Raw genomic sequence first — 22571 nt, forward strand, 5'->3', positions numbered from 1 at the left:
TTATAAGGAGGCGTAATAGATATGGAACAGTCAAGAATCATACAAGTGACCGAAAGTATCTTCAGCGAAAATGAACGCATAGCTAAGGTACTTCGGCAAAAATTTGCCGATAGCGGTGTTCTCGTATTAAATCTTGTGAGTTCCCCGGGATCTGGCAAGACCACGATTTTGGAGCGGACGGGAATAGATTTGAAGTCCGAATTTAACATGGCCGTTATCGAGGGGGATCAGCAAACTTCCAATGATGCTGATCGTATTGCCCGGACCGGTGTTGCTGCCGTGCAAATCAATACCATGGCTGGTTGCCATCTGGATGCACCGATGGTAGAGAAAGCGCTGGAAAGTTTTGATCTGGACAAATTGGACATACTGTTCATCGAGAATGTTGGAAACTTGGTTTGTCCCGCTGAATTTGATCTTGGTGAAGATTTTAGGGTGTTGGCGCTTAGTGTCACCGAGGGGGAGGACAAGCCCATTAAGTACCCGGTGATGTTCATGAGTGCTCAGGTTATCCTGATCAATAAAATAGACCTTGTTCCCATTCTTGGCTTTAAAATGGATGAATGCAACGGCTACCTCAAACGCGTCAACTCGCAAGCCACGATTTTCGATTTGTCGGCCCGTTCCGGCGAAGGGCTGGAGAATTGGTATCAATGGCTGAGGCAGGCTGTGCAGATAAAAAAAGCAGGCAAGTAATCGCACCGCCTAGCCAATTCATTCGCTCACAAGAAGTATCAGAGTGTTTAAAAAAACAAGTGAAGTGGCAAAAGTGAACTCCGGTACGTTATCTGTATCGTACCGGAGTTTTCGTCATCCTATTTAGTGTTTTGTGCCACAACAGTTTCCATGGCAAGTGCATTAAGTCCTCAAGTTCTGGTATACCCCAAGGTATACTACAGGGATTCGTTTTCCGCTTTATTGGATGCACATGTTAGTTTGTGTAAAAGCGACACTCTACCTGAAATATTCAGTTTTCTATATATATTTGTAAAGTGTGACTTTACAGTGTGCTTGCTGATAAATAATTTTTGGCTAATCTCAGTTGAACTGCACCCTTCTTTGACCAGGTGTATGATGGAGAGCTCCTGGGTAGTTAAGTTATACAGTTGGGCAAATTTTTCAAGATTGTCTCGATCGGAATTAATTTGTTTGGATATATATATATAATAAAGAGTTTCGCGGTTGTTGTGTATATTGTGGATAATACAGGGAGTAATAGTACATACATAATTTGCACAGTAGGTTTTGAAAACCGTTTGGGCATTATTTTTAATGGAGATGAGGTTGTCAGTGACGATATTGACAACCTGCTGTTGGGCTTGATATTTACTATTTCTAGATACTTTATAGATAATTTTGTCTTGCGTGCTGGTTTGAAATTCTAATATTTCCGAACAGTACTCAGAAGCTGCCTTGTTTGACTCTACCACATTAAATTGGCTGTCTGATAAGATGATACCAATAGATATATTGAAATTACATTTATTCAAGATATCAAGTTTTTGAACAAGTGCTTTCCGGTTCAAAAAGTGGGAATAACGATAGGAAATATGTTTGGCGATAGCAGACATTATCTGTAAGTCTCTTTTTTGGAAGTTGCCGGTTTCCTTTGAATTAGCCAATACAATTCTTCCTAAACAGGAATTATTCGCATCCAGCAGATAAGTTACTAAAAAAAATTGCAAGGATAAACTCTCTAAGTACTGTTTATAATTGATATTAATGACATTGCGGGGCAATTGCGAGGAAAGTATAATATTTTGATTACTCAGTTTTGGCGGGATCTTATCAAAAGTCATAAAATCCATTGAGTAATAGAAGTTGTTATATTGCTGCAACAGTGAAGCTGAATCCTTGATGGCATAAGTACTTTCTAAAACATTTTTGAAATTTTGTTTTTTCTCCTGTGGCTCATTAGCGTTAAAAATATCAAAGATATCGATTTCTCTGCAATTTAAAAAGGCAATCTTTTCAAAGCCAAAGTATTTGTTAAGCAATATAAGCACATGCGGTACAAAGTCAGCGGGGGAAGAATCTAATTCATATAAGAATTCTAGAATGGTATCCTGTTTAGCCAATGAATTTTTCATATATACCTCCTACTATGCAAAAAAAAACGAAAATTCGAATATTTTTTTGCATTTTTAATCCTTCCAAGATAAAAAGGGTACCTCAAAGGTCAGTTTTTTATGAATGCGTTACATTTGCTTGTATTGAAACAGGAGACTGCTTGCACTAGAAGCACGTGTGTAAGCGATCAGGTAAAATAACCCGAAAACGATCATTCTGGCAAATAAAACACGCAGAGATATGAGGCTAAACGTTTAGTCCTCCAAGCTAGATTTTCTGTTTTCAGCTGATAGTCATCACCTGCCATGCTTTACGTGATGGATACACGTAATGTACATCTGGATTGGTATAATATTCTTTTTGAAGCTGATAAAATGATATTATTTTCTGTATTATTAGTATATTATGTCTGTATATTTTTATTAATCGGACATATAGTGTATTCTAATTAATACAAAAGTACTATAAAATAACTTGAAATAAAATTGATAAGTAATAATCACCTGTCTATTTCGTGAAAGAAAAATAAAAATTAAAATAAATTACAGTATGGTCGCATAAACTTATTTTCTGTATTTTCGATATAATTCGACAATATAAGATAAAGTCCCTGCCTGTGAATAAAAGAACTTAAAAAGCTAATTTAAAAAGTGTTTGTAGCTTTACTTTTCTGTAACTGAGCATTCTCAGGGAGGAAGCCCGACTTTTACAAGCTGCCGAATTTTTTTGCGGGAAAGCTGGATTTTAAAATCCAGCTTTCCCGTTTTCTTGCGGCGTGCAGGTTAATTTATCTTTTTACACTTTTATAAATATATTGGCCAATTTTATTATTTCCACAACCGATTTTCGGGGTATTTATAGTGCTTCACACTCAGTCCAAATAGTACCTTTTTCCGATTTATCAATAACTGAAAAGTATATATACTTATAAACATAGACGTGGCGGCCTGTTTGAAAACTTTCAAAGTAAACAGTAAATTAAGGTCTAGACACCAAGAGGTTTGGAGGACATATGAAAAGCGACGAAAAATTAATTCTTGAATCCAATCTGCCCAATCCAGCCGTTCAGTTCTGGAAGAAACAGGGCAAGAAGGTTATAGGAACTATCTGCTGTCACGTACCGGAGGAAATAATCCATGCTGCCGGTTTACTCCCGTATCGTATAAGAGCAACAGGCTGTACTGACAACAGTCGGGGCGAGAGCTGGATGACCAGCTTTAGCTGCAGTTTTGCGAGTTCTTGTCTGGAATTATTATTTAATGGAACCTATGATTTTCTTGACGGAGTGGTAACTTCCAATGGTTGCATGCATTCTCAGCGCTTGTATGATAACTGGAGGCTAAATGATTCGCGGCCTTATCTGCAATCACTGACGGTTCCGCGGAAGGTCAGTGATTCGGCTATTTCCTATTATCGAGAGGAACTGAACCAATTAAAAGCAGGGCTGGAGAAGTTCACCGGTGTTGCCATCACCGACGAAAAATTAAAAAATTCCGTAAAAGTTTACAATGAAACCCGGAGACTGATCAGGAAACTGTATGATCTGCGGCGAAACGGATCGCCAGTTCTAACCGGAGCCCAGAGCCAAAAAATGCTCTTAGCTGCCATGTCTATGCCGAAAGAACAATACAATGAACTTTTGAGTGCTTACCTGGAAGAGGCGCAGGGTAAGGAGCCCTTGACCACTTACGGTGCCAGACTGATGATTATCGGCAGTGCGCTTGACGATCCGGAATTTATCAAGATCATTGAGGCTAACGGGGGGATGGTCGTCACTGATGTTCAGTGTTTTGGCAGCAGATACCTTTGGGAACCGGTAGTGCTGGAAGGAGATGGGATGACATCTCTGGCAACATCCTATCTCAAACGGCCGACCTGCCACCGAATGGTGGATCAGCATCAGGCTTTGTTCGATTTTACTATCGATATGGTGAAAAGCCACAATGTTGAGGGGATTATCTTTGCGAAGATGAAGAACTGTGACGTGTGGGGTGGCGAAAACTTATTTTTGAAAGAAAGATTCAAAAAGGAAAATATTGCCGTACTTGCTCTGGAACGGGAAGAGATCATGACGAATTCGCTGCAAGTTGGCGTCCGGGTCGAAGCCTTTATAGAAATGCTTCAGGGGGTGGGGAGCTAAGTGAGCGAACAAAAGAACCTTTTTAAAGAGTTGTCTGAACAATCAGAAAGTATAGTAGAGCATGCACGAAAAAAATATCCTGACAGGCTGTGGATGTTTGAGGTACAGAAAGTATACTGGCAGAGCGTTTATCAGGCTCACGAGAAAGGGCTTAAATTGATATTGCATGGACCGAATATGCCACCCGAGCTAATTTATGCTTTTGGAGCGGTGCCTTTCCTGTTGGATTGTATACCCACGCGGATTGCTTCTTCGAAGGAAGGGGTTGCCAGGTATGTGGATATCGCTGAAAAGTATGTGCCTAGCAGTCTGTGCGGCCTCGATAAAACCGATATTGGGGCCGTTCTCTCTGGCGATATGGAGAAACCGGATGCCATAATCTATGCATCGGCACCCTGCGACTCGACGAGGACCGCTTATCCGGCCATGGCTGATTACTTAGGCGTTCCTTCTTATTGTATTGATACGCCCTATAAAAAAGACGAACGGGGCTTTGCTTATATCGCCCAAGAAATGAGAGGGGCGGTTGCCTTTCTGGAAAAGGTGACCGGGAATAAACTGGATTGGAACCGGATGGCCGAAGTTATCGAATACTCAAACAAGGCTTATGAACTGCTCGGTAAAATTGCCGAGTTAAGACAACACATCCCTTGTCCGCTGCCGGGAAGGCTGCTGGTTTTAAACGAATTATTCGGCGCGATGGTTGGCAGTCCGGAAATCATCGGTTTCTTGGCGGCTCAGTATAAAACCGGTAAAGCCAAGGCCGATAAAAAAGAAGGCTGTCTTGAGGGTGAGGAAAAGTTTAGAATCATGTGGCTGCAGAACATGATCTGGTCTAATGTGGGTATTTTAGACTGGCTGGAGAAAGAGTATGGCGCTGTTGTGATAATGGATGCCTTTGGCTATCAGGCATCATACCTGATCGGAGATCCTTGGAATGAGGAGGAGGTATATACCGGACTCGCCAAGAGAATGTTGGGAGCGCCAATGACACATGGAGCTTCCGGCCCTGTAGAACCGTGGATGGAGCTTGTTGAAACAGCTATTACTGATTATAAATGCAATGCGGCTTTCTTTGCCGGCCATGTGGGGTGCAAACATACCTGGGCTGCGGGCAAGCTGATTAAAGATATGGTCTATAATAAATTCGACATGCCGACGCTGACCTTTGAGCTGGATGCTGTAGACCGCAGGTATAAGCCGGAAGAGGCCATTAAAGAAACAATAAAAGAATATATGGACACCCTTATCGAAAGTAAGGGTGCGAAATAAATACTGAGAAGCTGAACTGTAAATAAAGTTACCGCGGTCCACTAAGTTAGAAACGGTGGATCGCGATTCCGGGAAAGCGAGGCGGATTCTGTTGAATGAGATAAAATCTATTGCTGTTACCGGCAAAGGCGGAACCGGCAAAACCATGTTGGCCACCCTAATGATTAAAGTACTGACAGAGCGTTTACAAGGCCGGGTATTGGCAATTGATGCCGATTCGGCCATGAGCCTCCCGTATACGCTGGGAATGAAAATCGAGAAAACTGTGAGCGAGATGCGCAAGGACATCATCGGCAGTAAACAGATGAAACGCGAGATGGAAGATCAGCCCATGCGGACAGTGATGAAAAGCCTTCTGACACCGGGAAGCGGCTTTAATTTATTGGCCATGGGGCGCCCCGAAGAGCCGGGTTGCTTTTGTGCAGTCAATGACCTGCTAAGATACGGGATTGACACGCTCATTCAGGATTATGACATCACAATCATTGACGGTGAGGCCGGGCCTGAACAGCTTAACCGCAGAGTGCTCAAGAGTATCGATGTTTTATTGGTTGTTGCCGACATGTCGGCCCGGAGTCTGGAAACAGCGAACTCCATCATGAAAGTGGCTATGGCTCCGGACAATATCCAGGTGAAGCGGGCTGGTTTGATCCTGAACCGATTCCGTGACGATAACAAATCACTACAGGAAATCAGCGACAAAATAGGTTTGGAAATTTTCGGCTGTATTCCGGAAGACAAGACTGTAAACGACTACGACCGTGCCGGCAGATCTTTGCTGGAACTTCCGGCCGCTTCACCCTGTCTGATGGCTGTCCGGCAGATAGTAAAACAGACTGTACCTGACTTTGAGTAGGCCCAAGGAAAGAGGAGGATTAGAGGAATGAACTATGATGTTATAGTGATCGGCGGCGGTATTGGCGGTTTAGCCTTTAGTGCGGTAGCAAGTGCCCGCTTGGGCAAAAAGGTTTTGCTGCTCGAAAAAAACAGCGTCGTGGGCGGAAGGCTTTCTTCCTTCCAGCGCGATGGTTTCACCCTTGATATCGGGGCCCATGTTATTTCGCAAAGCGAGAAAGGTCCCTTGGGTGCTGTTTTGCGCACATTAGGTAAGGAAAACGATATCAGTTGGGAACATGTCCGTCCCATGACGAGTTATAAAGGTGAGATTTTTGCCTTTCCTAAAGGTCTTGCGGGACGTATCTCTGATGAGCAATATGCGGCAGTCCTGTCTGCTATAAAAGAAATTCGCAACTTGAGTGATGCCGACTCTCACAAGTTGGACCACGTGGATTTGTGCACTTACCTGAACCAGCAGGGAATTCATGATCCGCTAGCCCTGGAGTGTTTCAACAACATCGTTAAGATTTATGTTTGCGTTCCGCATCACCAGGCCAGTGCCGGCGAGTTCATCCGCTGCTTCTGTCATGAGGCGCAGTCGCGGGCCAGCGGCTATCCGGTGGGCGGATGCGGGGTCATCGCGCAGGCCCTCGCCGATGGGATTACGGAAAACGGCGCTGTGCTCCGGACCAGCAGCCAAGTGAAAGAAATCATCGTCGAAAACGGCCAGGCAGTGGGTGTCCGTACGGAGGATGCAGAGTACCGTGCCCCTGTTATTGTTTCCAATGCCGATGGCCGCCGGACCCTTCTCGATTTATTGCCAACGGGGATACTTTCCGCGAAGGAGTACTCACGGGTTCAAAACATGACTTATTCTTACAGTATGCTCATTGTCCGCATGGCTTTGAAGCATTCGGTGACCGATTTACGACTCATTACTCATATCGTAGAGGGGCTCGATTCTAAACGTTTCGAGGAGGATCTTTTGGCTGGCAGATTCCCTGATGAAGTGCCTCTTTTTATGCCTGTGCCATCTAATTTTTCTTCCGAATGCGCGCCCGCGGGCCATCAACTTATAACAGCCGGTGCGATTATTCCCTATGAGACCCCCGATATTGACAGACTCGAAGAGATCATCGTCAACACGGCGATGAAAATACTTCCTGGTTTAAAGGAGGCTCTCATGTGGCGCCATGTGACGTCACCGGCTGGTCTGCATGCTGCTGTCGTGGAAAACGGCGCCATTATCGGTTTGGGCCAGACTGTCGGTCAAGTTGGAAAATCGCGTCTTGGCGTAGAGACGGCCGTTCCCGGTCTTTATCTTTGTGGGGCTGAGGCCGGCGGCTCAGGTGTTGGGATTGAGCTAGCGATAAACTCTGCCTTTGAACTGCTTGCCAAACTGGGTGAGAAAGAAGCAGCTTGGCAAGAGGCAAATAACGCATAATCAGGACTTGTTACTGCTGCTCTTAACTCCCGCGGGCAGAAGATGGGAGTTAAGAGCAGGTTAGTTATAGGATAAAAATTGTGGTCTTAAATATGGTGTTCAAGTTTTAAGCAATACTCCTTTAAATGGGGGAGGAAAGGCAAATGCTTACAGTGGGAATTGACAGTGGAAGCCGGAACACGAAAGCGGTCGTCTTAAACAATGGAAAAATCATGGCTAAGGCAATGGCCTTGACCGATTTTGACACTAATGGTTCGGCAGTAAAAGTATATGAAACGGTTCTGGCCGGTGCCGGCGTGCAAACCGACGAAGTAGCAGCCGTAGTAGCCACCGGCGTGGGACGCAATGGAGTAAAATTCGCCAAAGATAATATAAGTGAAATTAGTTCGGCTGCGCGGGGAATTCGCTTTGTTAAACCGGACGTAAACACAATCATCGACCTGGGGGCGGAGGGCAGCCGGGTTATTATATTGAAACCTGACGGTAAGATTGCCAGTTTTGCGGGTAATGATAAATGCGCTGCTGGCGCCGGCGCTTTCATAGAAACCATGGCACGGATTTTGCAGGTTACACCGGAAGAAATGGGCGCGCTCGCCCTGAAACACGCCCAGGAAGTACCGATGAATACTCAATGTGTTGTGTTTGCGGAATCAGAAGTGATATCCCTGATTCACCAAAAAACGGCTAAAGCAGACATCGCCCATGCCATTCATAAAGGAATAGCAATCCGGATCGCCTCCATGGTACGCGGGGCAGGCATTGTGGAGGGTATCGCTTTGATCGGTGGACCTGGTAACAATGTCGGGTTAGTCCAAGCGGTAAAAGATGTGCTGGCCAAAGACGTTGTCATACCGGAAGATCCTGATTATATGAGCGCATTAGGGGCAGCTCTCTACGCTGCTGAGACTGTGTAAGCAAATTTAAAGTGAAGAGTCCCTGCTGGTTGGATAAAGAACGGAGGGGGATGGAAGATGAATGAGCGAACGAGAAAAGCGAGAGTATTGGCGATGGAAAGAATACAACTGGAAAAACCCCGAGATTTCAGATTGGCATGGCAGCCTGGTGACCGCCGGCGTGGATGTCGGCTCCGCCAGCTCACAAGCAGTTATTATGACAGACGGTCAACTGTATGCTTTCTCCAGCATCCGGACTGGAGCGGACAGCCCTGGTTCAGCCTGTGATGCAATGGCCAGGGCTATGGAGGGAACCGGCCTGACCATACAGGATATAAACTTCACCGTTGGTACAGGTTACGGACGGGTCAACGTACCCTTTGCCAATAAAACTGTCACCGAGATCACTTGTCATGCCCGGGGGGCTAATTTCATCTATGGTCCGACCGTACGCACCCTGCTCGATATGGGCGGTCAGGACTGCAAAGCCATTCACTGTGATGAAACAGGTAAAGTGACCTCCTTTTTGATGAATGACAAATGCGCAGCCGGTACCGGCCGCGGTATAGAAGCATTCGCCGATCTGCTGGCCGTACCCATCGAAAATATCGGGGAAATGTCCTTCGCCATTGAGGAAGAGCCGGAGCCGGTATCCAGCACTTGCGTAGTCTTTGCGAAGACAGAAGCCATGGGTTTACTGCGGGCCGGATGGTCTAAAGAGAAAGTGCTGGCCGCCTATTGTGCGGCCATGGCTATCCGGGTGGTTAGATTATTAGAACGCAACGGCATAGAGGCGGACTTCGCCATCACCGGTGGCATCGCCAAGAACTCAGGTGTGGTACGCAGAATTGAGAAACTGTTAGGCCTGGAAGCATTGAAACCAAAATTTGACACCCAGATTGCCGGTGCTTTGGGCGGCGCATTGCTTGCCAAGGCTTTAGTGGAGAAAAAGTAAAAGTAACAGGACAGCAAATTTTAACAGAAAGAAGGATGAACATGGAGTACACTGCATTATTGTATCAAGTGGAAAACCGGATTGCCAAAGTAACACTGAATGTTCCGGAAAAAATGAATGCTCTGGATAAAACAATATCCATGGAGCTTGCGGCGGCATTAGAGGAAACAAAAAATGACGATAATGTAAAAGTGGTTGTCATTACAGGAACAGGCAAAGCGTTTTGTGCCGGCGGCGATATCAGCTTTTTCCGGACACTTGACCTGGAAGGAAGCATTGAGTTCGTCAAAGGTGCCCAGAAAATGGTAGGTGCTTTTGTTAATTTGCCTAAACCAGTTATTGCTGCTGTTAATGGCTATGCACTGGGAGCGGGCCTGTCTTTGGCATTGCTGAGCGATATTGTTATTTCCTCAGATAGGGCCAAGTTTGGCGCGGCCTTTGTTAATGTCGGCCTGGTGCCTGATCTTGGCGGTCTGTATTTTCTCTCACGGCTGACCGGGTTGCAGAAAGCTAAGGAACTTGTTTTTACCGGCAGAAACTTTGATGCTGAGGAAGCCTGCAGACTCGGAATTGTTAATACAGTGGTTGAGCACGAAAAATTAACAGCTGCTGTCAGTGAACTGAGCGGACAGTTGGCAGGAAAGCCGGCAATTGCCATGGCAGCGGCCAAAAGACTACTGAATATGGGTATGGATTTAGGCATTGATGAGCTTTTGGAAATAGAAGCGTTTGCCCAGAGCCGATGTATGCAAACAGAAGATTGCCAAGAAGCGGTTGATGCCTTTTTGAACAAAAGAAAACCTGTTTTTAAATAAGAGAGGTTTAAAAAATGTTAAAAATAACAGAGAGGACCAATATTCGCATAGCGAGTATAAAGATTAAATTAATTTTTGGCATTTGCTTAGTATTAGCGTCATCCGCCGGCGTTTTGGGCTTTTATAATTTACAAAGCAGTCAAAGGGCTTTAAGCGTAAAAGTTGAAGAAAATATGATCGCAAATGCTGAAGTTGCCGCCGAGGCAATCGGTAAGGACGTGGCAGCGATGAAAGCAATCGTGGAGTTAATAGCTTTAGAAGATAAGCTTAAGTCAGGTAACGCCGGGCTAATATCTGCAAGAATTACCGAGCTGAAAAAAGCTATGCCCGCTATGGAAGATTTAATGTTTGTTGAACCGAATGGGAATTATGTAGGGGCTCACGGAAGCGCGGGATCGGTTGCCGGAATCGAATATTTTAAGGAAGTTTTACAAAAAAATGAGACGGTAGTAGCCGGAGATCCGGTAATTTCACCAATATCTCACAAACTTTCGGCTGTAGTAATAACTCCGGTCACAGGCGAGCAAGGCCAGATTAGGGGCTATGTCGCAGCGCCTATTATGATAGATAGCATTTCTGACTATGTTATAAACCATAAAATCGGCCAGAACGGTTACACTTCGACTTTCGGAAAGTCAGGTCTCATTTTCATAAATCCTAAACAAGAAGTTGTTATGAAACTGAATCTTTTGCATGATGCTGGTCCGATACTTTCTGAATTAACTCAGGCGGCGCTTAACGGAGAGAAGGCTGCAAAAATGTATGAGTATGCCGGCACTGCAGAATATGCCGCCTGTGTACCTGTTCCGGGGACCTCTTGGGGAGTCGGTACGGCATTACCTAAGGAAGAGGCTCTGGCAAGCATTAATGATATAAGAAACCAGGCTATTATTGCCGGCATTATTGTCATAATGCTAGGAGCAATCATTGCCTATTTTATTGCCGCTAACATGGCCAATCCCATTATTCAGTTGGTCGGGGCGGCAAACACGCTGGCTGGCGGCGACCTCACTCAGACTGTAAATGTTTCCTCAGACGATGAGGTTGGACAGCTAGCGGCTGCCTTTAATGAAATGAGGTCAAATTTGAAGACCTTGATCCAGCAAGTACAGAAAAATGCGGAACAGGTTGCCGCCTCGTCTGAAGAATTAACGGCAAGTGCCGAGCAATCGGCAACTGCCGTCAGCCAGGTAGCTGTCGCAATCAATAGCGTAGCACTGGGGTCGACTAATCAGGCTAAAGCTGTTGATTCAACATCGGCAGTGGTAGAACAAATGTCGGCAGATATTCAGCAAATTGCCGTCAATGCAAATATAATGTCTGATATGTCCGCTAATACCGCCAGTGCGGCCCAAGCAGGGAAAAATACGGTAACTACAGCTATTCGTCAGATGGTAAGTATTGAAAAATCAGTTGCTAGCTCCGCCGATGTTGTAACCAGGCTAGGGGAACATTCCAAGAAGATTGGGCTGATAGTAGACACAATCGCCGGTATTGCCGGTCAGACCAATTTGCTTGCTTTGAATGCAGCTATTGAGGCTGCGCGCGCAGGCGAGCAAGGCAGAGGTTTTGCCGTTGTTGCTGAAGAAGTGCGTAAATTGGCCGAACAGTCGCAGGAAGCGGCAAAGGAGATCGCAGTGTTGATTAATGAGATTCAGAACAATACGGAAAGTGCGGTTATTGTGATGAATGATGCGACAAATGAAGTTAAACAAGGCACTGAAGTTGTGAATAATGCCGGACAATCATTTGCAGAAATTTTTGCACATATTAATCACATGTCTTCCAAGACCAGGGAAACCTCGGCAGCCATTCAGCAAATGGCTACCGGCAGCTATCAGATCGTTGCCTCCATTCGGGAAATTGACGGAATTAGTAAAGACATTTCGGCGCAAACACAGAACGTGTCGGCTTCGTCCGCAGAACAAGCCGCAGCTATGCAGGAAATCGCCGCATCCAGTCAGGCATTGTCCAAGCTTGCCGAAGAACTGCAGACATCTGTACAAAGATTTAGGGGTTAATGAACCAAAGATGCTGGTTTGGAGATTGATCGCCATGGTTTGCTCTGGTTGAAAAATTCTGTTTATTCACATTTATTGGACAAAAAATAGTGGGAGGGGTCAGTAATGAAAAATCAAGTACAAAAAACCTTTGAGCAACTAAGAAAAGTACTCAAAGGTGAACCTTCGGGCGTTGAAGCATTTCCTCACTATGCCAATGATCCAAAGTATGCAGAGCTTTATGAGAAGCTGCGGCAGAGAATGCATCTGATTGCAACCGGTTTCCCAAAATCTTCTGAAGTAGGCGGGACGGAAAATTCCGATTACAATTTACTGAAGCTTTTATTTTTACCTGAGCAAGCCGAAGTTGCTTTGGGGATACCGATAGACGACTTTGCCGATGCTGAAGAAATCGCGGCGAATTTACAGCGTAATGATGTGAAAGCAGTAGCAGACATTTTACAGGCAACGACAGAAAGAGGATCCATATTCCATCGAAAAGAAAATGGCAAGGACTTTTACCGGCTGATAGGATATACCCCTGGTCTCCTGGAGTTTCAAGCTGCACGTTTATCAACCGAAGGTGCTCCGTTTTTCAGTCAGTATCTTGGAGAAGCGGTAATGCCTGCTGTGTTCGATCAGAATATTCCCAGCTGGAGATATTTGCCTGTAAATCAGGAGGTTACTGTCGACAACAAAATACTGCCTTATGAGGATGTAACCGAAATTATTAAATCCAAGCAGAGAATTGCCGTTGCTCCCTGCATGTGCAAGTCACTTAAGCCGGAGCCCTGTAAGGTTATAGACGAACCTTATGATTGCTGTATTCAATATGATGAGTGGGCGGATCTTTATGTAAATGATCTGAAAGTGTCCAGATATATTACCCAGGAGGAAGCCTTAGCGCTAATAAAGCATAATCAAGAAAACAACCTTGTAATGATGGCGGCTGGTTCCATGGAATCAGAAATCATGTGTTCCTGTTGTGAATGCTGCTGCGATCTTTTAGCCTCGCTTAAGGCCTTTAGAGGAAAAGCTTCTACAATGGTTACCAATTACTACGTCGATATTGACGAGGATAAATGCATGGAGTGCGGGAAATGTGCCGAGGTTTGCTTTACCCATGAAGGAATTCTTATGAACGACGGAAAATGGGCGTACCATATGGATAAATGTGTTGGTTGCGGAGTATGCGTGAATAATTGCCCGACCAAGGCACTGATTCTAAAAAGAAAACCGGAAAATAAGCAATATGTTCCGCCGAAGACTATGTTTGATACTTTTGCCATACAGGCGGAAGGAAGACTTGGGAAAAAATAAGGATCATTTAGCTCGCCATTATATTACGAAAGGCACCTGAGAATGCAGGTGCCTTTCGCAATATCTTCTGTAATTGTATTAAAATTCAATTTGTTCCAACTCATGCGTTAAAATTGTGCAAGCTGGCAGAGTACTACCGTAGCGTGTAATGGTTTTATTAGCTATCCTATGATAATCTGCATTTTCTTCACGAAAAGGAAGATGATACATAATCGCCTTGCCGGGATTTATGGTATTAATAAACTCCCGGCCGGCTTTTTTATTAAAGTGCAGGATGTTAAAAAAACCAGCATCGATTTTCAGATTGTTTACAATATTTTTGTGGTATTCTGCCGAATAATCAGTATCTCCTGCTATGTAAAAATTTTTTTCATCAACACTGATTATAAAGCTGTAGTGAGGAACATTGGTGTATTGAGAAGAAAGGTGAATGGTTTTGAAGTAAGATATTTTCATGTCGTTGATAGCAATTGTTTGTTTGACACCCAGAGGAGTAGCCATAAGCATCACATTAGTTTCATAATCCTGACAAAGCGGCATTGTGACACTAAAGTTACCTCTTTCATTATCATTAGGCAGAACAAGATGATTAACCTTGTTCTGCCTAATGCATTCTCCCACGAGGCCACTATGATAATGATCGGCGTGACAATGGGTAAACAATAGGCAGTCTATAGGGGTAAAGCCTGTATTGCCGTTAATAATACTATGCTGTAATGTATCAGACATCGGTTCGAAAGGCCATGATTCGTTGCAAGGGTCAGGTGTCTCTCTTCCTCCAAATAAGCCGTCAACAAGTAGTGTGGTTTGGGGCGATTTAAAAACCAGACCTGCGTTAGAGAGACATTTTATTGCTATATTCAATGTCTTTTGTACACCGCCTTTGTAAAATGCGTTACGTATAATCCAGGTTTATTTATATTGCATCCTACATTATAAATGATCGGGGATATCTGATAAATAGGATAAAAGGCTATATAAATCCCCCCTAAAGAACCATTAAACCTATCTTAAAAAGAGATTACAAATAGTGTGTTTAGCTAATTTCTTAGATAAAGTAGTAAGTGCTAATATGAACTATACAATAAAATACAAAATTAAAAATTACTGTTTTGGGAAAGGGGTTATAGAGTGATGAAGAGCGTTGTAATCATTGGTGGGGGTCCAGGCGGCTACGGAGCTGCCCTGTATAGTGCACACTTGGGTATGGCTGTTACTTTGATAGAAAAGAACCACTTGGGCGGAACCTGCTTGAATGTAGGCTGCATACCTACGAAAGCATTTGTACAAGCGTCTAAAGTGTATGCCCAAACGTTAAATGGCGGAGTTTACGGCATATCTGTAGACGGACCAGTGACTATTGATTTTGAGAAAACTTCACACTTCAAGAAAAAAATTGTAACTCAGTTGCGAAATGGGGTCGGATATTTATTAAAAAAGGCCAAGGTAAATGTAATTAATGGCACAGGGAAGATTTTAGATCCCCATACAGTGCAGGTAACTAGTAAAGAGGGTGTGCAAGCACTCCGGGCCGATGAGATTATCATTGCTACCGGCAGCAGCGAGATTGTTATTTCTGGTTTGGAGCCGGACGGAATCCGGATATTAAGCAGCACTCAACTGCTGGATATCGAAAAGCTGCCGGAGAGCCTTGCGATTATAGGCGGCGGCGTTATTGGTGTGGAGTTTGCTTCAATATTTAAGAAATTTGGCAAAAAAGTGACAATTATAGAACTCAGCCCATCTTTAATTCCAACAGAGGATGCACAAATTGGGGAGTCATTAAAAAAGAGTCTGGTTGCTCAGGGGATCAACGTTCTAACCGGTTCTCAAGCCCAAAAAGTAATAAATAAAACAGCAGATAATATTACGCTGGAAATTCAAGCCGGTGATGGTTCCAGCCAACAACTTACAGTTGAACAAGTACTTGTATGTGTAGGAAGAAAGGCTAACTTATCTGATATCGGTTTAGAGGAGCTTGGCATTGTTTACAATAAAAAATTTATTGAAACAAATGAAAAAATGCAGACAAATATTTCTAATGTCTATGCAATAGGAGATGTGACAAAATCACCACAACTGGCCCACGTAGCGTATTATGAAGCCAAAGTAGCAGCTTTGAATATTGCCGGGAAAGAGGCAAAGGCTCAGTATCATGCGATACCTGGCTGCATATTCTCTCATCCGGAAGTAGCCAGAGTGGGTATGACTGAAAAAGAAGCCCGGGAGCAAATAACTAATTTAAGTATAAAAATTGAAAGCTTTGCCGGCAATGGCAAAGCAATGATTGAAAAGGAAAATGAAGGTTATATAAAAATGCTGTTCGATAAGGATAACGGCAGGATAGTAGGAGTTTCAATTATCGGACCTAAAGCGACTGAGCTGATCGCAGAGCCGACTTTGGCTGTTACGTTGAATTTGCCTGTTGAGGAACTGGCCAATACTATCAATGCTCATCCGTCATTGTCAGAAATAATCGGCGAAACAGCAGGTGCTGCTATTGGATTAGGCCTGCATTCATAAAAATTTTGCGACTGCGGCGGGGGCAGTGATGTTGTTGTAGCAAGCGGCATAAACGATCGCTGAGCCCCTGTAGCCCTTAGCATCAGGTTGCAAACTGGTAGCGCAAGGATGAAATTTGAAATAAACGAGGTGATATTGTGGCTAATCAAAGACCAAAATGGTTGAGTGCAAAATATAACAAACATGATGTTGATAAACTGAATCTGATGCTTGAGAAATTATCATTAAATACAGTATGTAATGAAGCAAACTGTCCTAATATTGGGGAATGCTATCAAAAAAACACCGCTACTTTTTTGATTATGGGGAATAACTGTACGCGGCATTGTAAATTTTGTGCTGTTGCCCAAGAAGCAGCTCTTCCTTTAAACCCGGAAGAACCTGACAATGTAGCAATTGCTTCGAAAAGCTTGGGGTTAAAGCATATTGTAATCACATCGGTAACCCGCGATGATTTGGCGGACGGTGGAGCTTCGCATTATGTACAAACCATTTTTGCTGTAAAAAAAGCGTTGCCCGGATCGACAATAGAAGTGCTGATACCTGACTTGAACGGCAAGGAGCGGAACTTAGACAAAATTATAGCGGCCAAACCGGACGTAATCAACCATAATATCGAAACCGTGCCATCCCTTTATGCCGAGGTGAGGCCGGAGGCCGATTATCAAAGATCTTTAGGTGTTATAAAATATGTTAAAGCTAAAGATCCGGGGATTATTACTAAAACAGGCATTATGCTCGGATTAGGGGAAACCGAAGAAGAAGTCTTAAAAGTAGTGGATGATTTGGTTGATATAGAATGTGATATTTTTACGATTGGTCAGTATTTACGACCATCCAAAATCCATATTCCTGTAAAAGAATTTATTAGTCCGGAAAAATTTGCTGAATATAAAAGAATTGGTGAAAAGAAAGGGTTAAGATATATAGCGAGTTCTCCCTTGGTAAGAAGTTCATATAATGCGCTGGACGCAATTGAGATAATAAAAAACGAGGGCATACGCCAATGATGTATGTGGAAAATAACTCACAGGATCCTTATTTTTGCTTTGCGCTTGAGTACTACCTAATGAAAGAAATTGATTTAAAACAGGACTTTTTTCTTTTTTGGCGGACGACACCTACCATAATGATTGGAAAACATCAAAATACTTTAGTGGAAATAAATCAAGACTATGTGAAAGAAAAGCAGATCCAGGTCGTCCGGCGCATCACTGGCGGCGGGACAATATACACTGATCCGGCTACCTGGCAGTTCAGCTTTATTATTAAAAATAAGCTCGGCAATAATATTAATTTTGCAATTTATACAGATCCCGTCATGAAAGCGTTGTTGAAGCTGGGGATACATGCGGATTGCAGCAATCGAAATGACATACTGATCAAGGGTAGGAAAGTTTCCGGAAATGCGCAGTATATTGACTCAAATTGCACTCTGCATCACGGTTCGATCTTGTTTGACACGAAATTAGATGAACTTGCCAACGCCTTAACAGTCTCCGAGGAGAAAATTATTTCAAAAGGAATAAAATCTGTACGTGAAAGAGTGACCACTATAACAGAGCATTTACAGGAAAAAATTGATATGTTAGCGTTTAAAGAATTGATGCTGCATGATCTGCTGCAAAGTACAGATGGTAGTTACGAGTTAACCCCCAAAGATATAAAAAGAGTGAACGAAATAGCTGACGATAAATTTAGGCAGTGGGAGTGGAATTATGGAAGATCCCCGAAGTTTAACATGATAAGAAGCAAAAGATTCGCAGGCGGCAAGGTTGAATTTAATATTTATGTAAATAAAGGTGTTATTGAGCAATGTAAAATATATGGCGATTTCTTTAGCCAGGGTGATATTGAAATTGTTTCCCGCTCCTTACTAGGATGTCTCTATAAAGAAGAGAATATTAGCGGCGCACTTGAGGATATCCATGCAGCAAAATATTTTTATTTGATTAGTAACGAGGACTTGGTTCGCTGCATTATCTAACAATCAGACTTGGACGTTACATCGGTGAACTGGTTAGGCCGCCAACTGACCGGACTGGGCAAGTAGGAAAAAAGGCTGATATATAGGAGGAAGAAAGGGTGAATAAATGGTAAATCGGGGCGATTTCTTTAGCTAGCAATCTTTAGTACATTTATAATAGTAAGAATATTGAAAATAGAATGAACGGTTATTTTAATACAACCTTCATTCAACAAGACTGCCGGCAAGAAGGGAGGCAAAATCTTAGTAACTTGTTGTGACCTACTGGAGGTGATAGATTCAGGCTTGCCAGTTCTGGATGATTTTTAAGAAACCTAGGAGCTAGGAAACTAGGAAACTAGGACCTAGGAAAACGAAAAGCACTTATCTCTGGTTTTAACACATTGGATTAACATAGGAAATTGTGGTAAAAAAGGCATTAAAGAGGAGAGAAAACCGTGAAAAAAATTGCGACCACCCTGTTAGCATTCGTGTTTATTATGGGAGTATGCTGTATGCCGGCAGCCGCAAATCTCGAACTGTTTTCAGATGTTGCGCCTGGTCACTGGTCCTATAACGCAATCAGTCAGTTAAAGCAGGCCGGCCTCATTACCGGCTATGGTGATGGCACCTTTCGGGGCGATAGGAATATAACTCGCTATGAAATGGCTGTATTGGTGGCTGGAGCCATGAATAAGATGGACAAAGCCAGTCCTGAAGATAAGGCGCTTATTGAAAAGCTTGGAGCTGAGTACGCTAGCGAATTGGAGCAACTAGGTATTCGCCTGACAAAAGTGGAGGATCAAGTAAATAAATTCACTATTGATGGTAATGTTCGCATATCCTTTGGACATGCTAAAAACACTGTCGAAAACAATGCCCAAAAAGTGGAGGGTTCTATTTGGTCGAGCCGGATTCTTCTTAATTTTAATAATAGAATCGACGAAGCTACAACAGCTTATGCGCGTTTTGTCGCGCGTGATTGCTGGGGAGTTGACGAGTTATCCACTACTTCGTCTTGGGGACCTGAGATTCCATATGCACACGTTGACCAATACGGTATTAAGTACACGAAAAACGGGTGGAAGTATATCTTGGGTAAGCAGAGTCTCACTCTTGGCCAAGGCCTGTTGATCAGTACTGGTTACGATGCTGAGTGGAATAACCAATTTGTAGGTTTGACCGCTAGAGGAAAAATTGGCGATGTTAACACGACTCTTGTTGCCGGCAATACAACTGACGCTGGCCACCTTGAAGGCTATGGCAATTCCCGGGCAACCTGGTTTGGCGTGGATTTGAACAGTAAAGTCGGTAATAATGTAATATTAGGCGGAACATATGTCTCACACAAAGCTCAGAAACCGGATATACCTAATACCAACTGGGCACAATCTTTGAGAGCTAAGGACTTTTGGGCTGTGAATTCTACAATCAACCTTTCGCCTACACTGGCACTCATTGGTGAATATGCTGAATCCAGCTATAAAGAGGATAATCAGGCTTATAGCGCTGGTGCAAGATATATAAAGGGTAAAGATACATTTGTGGTTCAATATATTGATATAGAAAGAAATGCAATAGACCCTTTCAACAGTTCAATGTCTGCGATGGATACATTATCGGGAGGAGAAGGCTTCTTCCATACCAAGTGGTGGACAGAGACCATGATGAGCAATTTTGATGGCTGGAGATATTATTATGCACATCAGGTGAATAAGAATATTTATGTTGATATCTTTGCGGTCGATTTGAAGGTTCCACACTCAGATGGCCACGAATTTAATGCATATGCCGGGATAAATTACAATTTTTAATTGTTCCCCGTAACATACCGGGGGCGTCTGCATCTGAAAAATGTCGTGTGCAAGCTGCTTTAAACTAAATAACTCGGTTCAAAGCCTCTGATTACTCAAGCTGATAAAGGCATAGGCTGCTTATAACGGCGTCTGAAGGAACTTGACATAAGCCAGGTTTTTCTAATCAGGATATTGTCACGACTTTTACATTCGCCAATATAATATAACAGGAGATATGTTAAGGAGACAGGAGGTTTATGCAGATGGCAAATCAAGCCTTGCGGCGCTATGTTCCCCCGGGAAAACACAAGCTGCCGCCCTTGCCCTATCCATACAATGCACTGGAACCGGTTATTGGCGCCGAAACCATCAGGATACACCACAACCATCATCACAAAGCGTATGTGGAGGGCTTGAATAAAGCCGAATTAGCGCTGGTGGAGGCGCGGCGGCGCAATGATTTCACATATGTGAAGTATTGGGAAAATGAGCTGGCTTTTAATGGTTCCGGCCATATCCTGCACAGCATTTATTGGACGATTATGGCTCCCGTGGGCTGCGGCGGCGAGCCCGGCCCGCGTACGCTGAAAGAAATTAATAAATATTTCGGGAGCTTTGACAGCTTTATTGAGCAGTTTGCCCTCGCCACCACCAGAGTGGAGGCCTCCGGCTGGGGAATACTTGTCTGGAATCCGGCCTGGAATCACCTGGAGATCCTGACCGCCGAGAAACATCAAAACCTCACCCAGTGGGGCGCGATCCCGCTGCTTGTTCTGGATGTGTGGGAGCATGCCTATTATCTTGATTATCAGTATAACCGCGAAGCCTACGTCCGGGACTGGCTAAAGCTGATCAACTGGAATGAAGTCGAAAACCGGCTTATTCTCGCCCAGCAGGGTCAGCTGCCCTTATTAATAACAGAATAAAGGCCATAATAAAACGGCAGTCTGCTTCGCTGGGAAGCAGACTGCCGTTTTAGTTAGGGGGCCCCTATTTGCGCCAGCGCAGCAGGTAGCCGGTAACCCGCGTATACAGCGTCATTAAGGCCAGAACCACCACGCCGATGACAATAATGCCGGCGACTACCCGCGGGTAGTCGGCAAAGTCCGAGAAATACTTTACATACCAGCCCAGGCCGCTGGTGGCCCCGATCATTTCGGCTGCGGTCAACAGGATAAAAGCCAACACCAGGCTGATGACGCCGCCGCTGACAATATGCGGCATCGCCCCCGGCAGCAGGATATGGATCAGCATGGAGGTGCGGTTTACACCAATGGTCCGGGCCGAGTCGACAATTCCTTTCTCCAGCGCTTCCACGCCGGCGACGGTATTGATGAACAGCGGCCAAAAAGCGCCGATAAAGATGACAAAGATCGAGGACAGGGTAAAGGTTGGCAGGATGGCAATAGCATAGGGGATATAAACAATCGGCGGGATGGGCCCCAGGATGTTGGTAGCCGGTGCGATCGCCAGTTTCAGGCGGCGGTTCCAGCCGACCACAAGGCCCAGCGGCACCGCCAGGACAACAGCCAGCAGGTAGCCCCAAAATAATAAAGAAAACGAGCTGACCAGGCTTTTGGCAAATACCTGCCAGTCTTCGGCCAGCAGGCCAAGTACCTGCAGGGGCGGGGGAAAAAGATGAGGGTCGAGCAGCTGCAGCCAGGCGGTGCTTGTTTGCCACAGCAGCAGCAGGGCTGTTCCCAGCATAAGCCGGTCACGGCTGACCTGATTCATATGCCGGCACCTGCTTCCACCTGCTGCAGCTCTTCCAGGATTTCTTTTTGCAAGAGAGAAAGAATCTCGTTGCGCAGGGCGATGTAGTGCGGGTCCTGGACCAGAAAGAAACGGCGCCGGGGCCGGGGAAAGGGCACCTCGACCGTTTTCAGTATCCGGCCGGGGCCGGGAGTAAATACGGCAATCCGGTCAGCCAGGTATAAAGCCTCATCAATGTCATGAGTGACCAGAAAAATTGTTTTTTTAGTGCCGTTTCCTGCCCAGAGTTTGAGCAGCAGTTCCTGCAGGCTTACCCGGTTTCTGGCGTCAACAGCCCCAAAGGGCTCGTCCATGAGATAGACCGGGGCATCAAGCGCAAACGCCCGGGCAATCGCTACCCGCTGGCGCATGCCGCCTGACAGTTCAGCCGGATATTTATGACTGTAGCTGCTAAGCCCCACCAGGGCCAGCAGTTCCTGGGCCGCCAGGGTGGCGGCCCGGCCTGTGCTCCGGCCTGATTCTTTCAGGGCAAAGCGAATATTGTCCAGGGCTGTCATCCAGGGGAACAGGGAGTAATCCTGAAAAACCACCGCCCGGTCAGGGCCGGGAGCGGTAATCGCGCTCCCTTTGAGCGTAAGCCGGCCGCTTGTGGCTGGCGTCAATCCGGCCATGAGCCCGATCGTTGAGCTCTTACCGCAACCGCTGGGACCGACTGCCGCCCAGAATTCACCCTGATTAATAGCTAAGGTCAGATTGGTCAGGGCAGGCACTTCATCGCCCGGATAGGTTAGCGATACCGAGTCGAGATTTAGTAAAGCCACAAGTAT

The 22571-nt window shown here is 44.7% G+C and carries 19 protein-coding genes; 15 read left to right on the forward strand and 4 right to left on the reverse strand.

Annotation, left to right across the window (positions count from 1 at the left end; all coding sequences use genetic code 11):
- Positions 1-21: 21 nt before the first annotated feature.
- Positions 22-696 carry a hydrogenase nickel incorporation protein HypB gene (gene hypB, locus ACZ481_RS05525; protein WP_464769164.1) on the forward strand — a complete coding sequence of 225 codons (675 nt, stop codon included), beginning with the start codon at positions 22-24 and terminating at the stop codon, positions 694-696.
- A gap of 197 nt (positions 697-893) precedes the next feature.
- On the opposite strand, the gene ACZ481_RS05530 is transcribed toward hypB, so the two are convergent.
- Entirely contained in the window at positions 894-2090 is a 1197-nt protein-coding gene (locus ACZ481_RS05530) for a response regulator transcription factor (RefSeq protein ID WP_464769165.1), read from the reverse strand.
- A 992-nt stretch (positions 2091-3082) separates the two neighbouring features.
- Between ACZ481_RS05530 and ACZ481_RS05535 the strand changes: the two genes are divergently transcribed.
- From ACZ481_RS05535 to ACZ481_RS05575, 9 genes are all read left to right on the forward strand, one after another.
- Entirely contained in the window at positions 3083-4210 is a 1128-nt protein-coding gene (locus tag ACZ481_RS05535) for a 2-hydroxyacyl-CoA dehydratase subunit D (protein WP_464769166.1), read from the forward strand.
- 177 nt (positions 4211-4387) lie between these two features.
- Positions 4388-5482 carry a 2-hydroxyacyl-CoA dehydratase family protein gene (locus ACZ481_RS05540; protein ID WP_464769167.1) on the forward strand — a complete coding sequence of 365 codons (1095 nt, stop codon included), beginning with the start codon at positions 4388-4390 and terminating at the stop codon, positions 5480-5482.
- Positions 5483-5573: 91 nt separating this feature from the next.
- A complete protein-coding gene (locus ACZ481_RS05545; RefSeq protein WP_464769168.1) occupies positions 5574-6338 on the forward strand; it encodes an ATP-binding protein in 765 nt (254 codons plus the stop codon).
- 27 nt (positions 6339-6365) lie between these two features.
- On the forward strand, positions 6366-7763 hold the full coding sequence (locus ACZ481_RS05550) for a phytoene desaturase family protein (protein WP_464769169.1): 1398 nt from the start codon (positions 6366-6368) through the stop codon (positions 7761-7763).
- A gap of 143 nt (positions 7764-7906) precedes the next feature.
- On the forward strand, positions 7907-8677 hold the full coding sequence (locus ACZ481_RS05555) for an acyl-CoA dehydratase activase (protein WP_464769170.1): 771 nt from the start codon (positions 7907-7909) through the stop codon (positions 8675-8677).
- Positions 8678-8738: 61 nt separating this feature from the next.
- Positions 8739-9611 (forward strand): benzoyl-CoA reductase, bzd-type, subunit Q, encoded by an 873-nt coding sequence (gene bzdQ, locus ACZ481_RS05560; RefSeq protein WP_464769171.1) that lies wholly within the window; start codon positions 8739-8741, stop codon positions 9609-9611.
- Positions 9612-9652: 41 nt separating this feature from the next.
- On the forward strand, positions 9653-10426 hold the full coding sequence (locus ACZ481_RS05565) for an enoyl-CoA hydratase/isomerase family protein (protein WP_464769172.1): 774 nt from the start codon (positions 9653-9655) through the stop codon (positions 10424-10426).
- A 14-nt stretch (positions 10427-10440) separates the two neighbouring features.
- Entirely contained in the window at positions 10441-12447 is a 2007-nt protein-coding gene (locus ACZ481_RS05570; RefSeq protein ID WP_464769173.1) for a methyl-accepting chemotaxis protein, read from the forward strand.
- A gap of 105 nt (positions 12448-12552) precedes the next feature.
- Complete coding sequence (locus ACZ481_RS05575) at positions 12553-13746, forward strand: ATP-binding protein (protein WP_464769174.1); 1194 nt, start codon at positions 12553-12555, stop codon at positions 13744-13746.
- A 78-nt stretch (positions 13747-13824) separates the two neighbouring features.
- Here ACZ481_RS05575 and ACZ481_RS05580 read toward each other — a convergent pair whose 3' ends face one another.
- Positions 13825-14610, reverse strand: coding sequence for an MBL fold metallo-hydrolase (locus ACZ481_RS05580; protein ID WP_464769175.1), 786 nt, complete (start codon positions 14608-14610; stop codon positions 13825-13827).
- 270 nt (positions 14611-14880) lie between these two features.
- Between ACZ481_RS05580 and lpdA the strand changes: the two genes are divergently transcribed.
- The 5 genes from lpdA to ACZ481_RS05605 all read left to right on the forward strand — a co-directional run bounded on the left by lpdA (position 14881) and on the right by ACZ481_RS05605 (position 20957).
- Positions 14881-16269: a dihydrolipoyl dehydrogenase gene (lpdA, locus tag ACZ481_RS05585; protein WP_464770581.1), complete on the forward strand. Its 1389-nt coding sequence runs from the start codon at positions 14881-14883 to the stop codon at positions 16267-16269.
- Between the two features lie 137 nt (positions 16270-16406).
- Positions 16407-17279 (forward strand): lipoyl synthase, encoded by an 873-nt coding sequence (lipA, locus tag ACZ481_RS05590; RefSeq protein ID WP_464769176.1) that lies wholly within the window; start codon positions 16407-16409, stop codon positions 17277-17279.
- On the forward strand, positions 17276-18256 hold the full coding sequence (locus ACZ481_RS05595) for a lipoate--protein ligase (RefSeq protein WP_464769177.1): 981 nt from the start codon (positions 17276-17278) through the stop codon (positions 18254-18256). Before lipA ends, ACZ481_RS05595 begins: the two co-directional genes overlap by 4 nt.
- A gap of 437 nt (positions 18257-18693) precedes the next feature.
- Positions 18694-20049 carry an S-layer homology domain-containing protein gene (locus ACZ481_RS05600; protein ID WP_464769178.1) on the forward strand — a complete coding sequence of 452 codons (1356 nt, stop codon included), beginning with the start codon at positions 18694-18696 and terminating at the stop codon, positions 20047-20049.
- Positions 20050-20294: 245 nt separating this feature from the next.
- On the forward strand, positions 20295-20957 hold the full coding sequence (locus ACZ481_RS05605; RefSeq protein WP_464769179.1) for a superoxide dismutase: 663 nt from the start codon (positions 20295-20297) through the stop codon (positions 20955-20957).
- A gap of 64 nt (positions 20958-21021) precedes the next feature.
- On the opposite strand, the gene ACZ481_RS05610 is transcribed toward ACZ481_RS05605, so the two are convergent.
- Together ACZ481_RS05610 and ACZ481_RS05615 are read right to left on the reverse strand one after the other, a co-directional pair.
- The gene (locus ACZ481_RS05610) at positions 21022-21765 is read right to left on the reverse strand and encodes an ABC transporter permease (RefSeq protein WP_464769180.1); all 744 of its coding nucleotides are present in this window, start codon (positions 21763-21765) and stop codon (positions 21022-21024) included.
- Entirely contained in the window at positions 21762-22565 is an 804-nt protein-coding gene (locus ACZ481_RS05615; RefSeq protein WP_464769181.1) for an ABC transporter ATP-binding protein, read from the reverse strand. Before ACZ481_RS05615 ends, ACZ481_RS05610 begins: the two co-directional genes overlap by 4 nt.
- Positions 22566-22571: the final 6 nt, after the last annotated feature.

It is taken from the genome of Sporomusa intestinalis (assembly GCF_055383785.1).